General features: G+C 36.9%; 2 protein-coding genes. Both read left to right on the forward strand.

Features of this window, described 5'->3' with window-relative positions; genetic code table 11:
* On the forward strand, positions 1-638 hold a 638-nt coding region (locus AC33VI_RS22770), incomplete at its 5' end, for an SDR family NAD(P)-dependent oxidoreductase (protein ID WP_491784549.1).
* Between the two features lie 190 nt (positions 639-828).
* A complete protein-coding gene (locus AC33VI_RS22775; protein ID WP_491784550.1) occupies positions 829-1,170 on the forward strand; it encodes a hypothetical protein in 342 nt (113 codons plus the stop codon).
* Positions 1,171-1,178 lie beyond the last annotated feature (8 nt).

The following is a 1,178-nucleotide window of genomic DNA, read 5'->3' on the forward strand; positions in this document are numbered from 1 at the left end:
CTACAGGAAAAATAGTTGCTTGCATTGAAAGCGACTTATCGAGTCGCGAAGGTTGCGATCGCTTGTGGCAAAAAATTTCCGAGTTAAATCTACCCATAGACATATTGATCAATAATGCAGGAATCGGCTTATTTGGTCGTATGGATGAAGTGCCTCAAGATAAATGGGAAAGATTGATGCAGGTGAATTTACTCTCACCAATGCGCTTGAGTAGTTTATATACTGCTTCGGCGATAGAAAGACGTAAAGGTCATGTAGTCAATATCTCTTCTTTAGCTGGTTGGATTGCCCCTGCTGGTATGGCACACTATTCCTCTAGTAAATTTGGCTTGCGAGGTTTTAGCGAAGGACTATATGACGAAGTTAAAGCTTATAACTTGAAGGTAACGGCAGTATATCCCTTTTTCAGTCGTACGCCTATTCTAAAATCCGAACGTTTTGGTACTTTAGCTAAAAATGGAACTGGTTTTCCCGAAGATATGGCTACCGATCCTGCAATGGTAATGGCAAAGACAATTAAAGCCATTGAGAAAAATAAACTCCATGTATTTCCCGATCGCATGGCAAATATTATTCATCTCCTCAAACAATATTTTCCTAAGTTATACGATTTTCTGAGCGATCGTTTTGCTAATTAATCGAGCCTTAAATTGTAGGTTGGGTAGAGGCATCAAAACCCAACAATAGAGGAAGTTTAGTTATGTTACGCTGTAGCTAATTTAACCTGCTAGTGCGTTTGAGCTAATTAATCGAGCAATTAAATAAATGCGATCGCATTTTTAGTCATTGTGGGCAAGATCTTTTTATGGTTTTAAATCTTTTCCTTATATGGCTTCATTTTCTTTTAAATCTGATGATTCTAAAATAATCGATCGCCTGATTGGTTATATCAGATTTAAAGAATACAGAAATTATGGCGCGATCGAACATCTATCTTATTTACCTTCCTACGAAATCGAAGTTATCAAACCGTTAATCGATCGCTTGATAAAAGAACAACAAAAAAATATTTATGTGGCTTGTAGCCGTAAAATGGCTAAAACCTATTATCAGCATGACTTTATCAAAATAAACCCAGAAACATTACCAACAAAATTACGCTTGGGAGGTAAATTATGTTCTTGGTTTGGTGGAGTTAATCTAGTTCATGCTCAAGTCGATGAATCCTGAATGCGATC

The sequence above is a fragment of the Waterburya sp. genome (assembly GCF_058530065.1).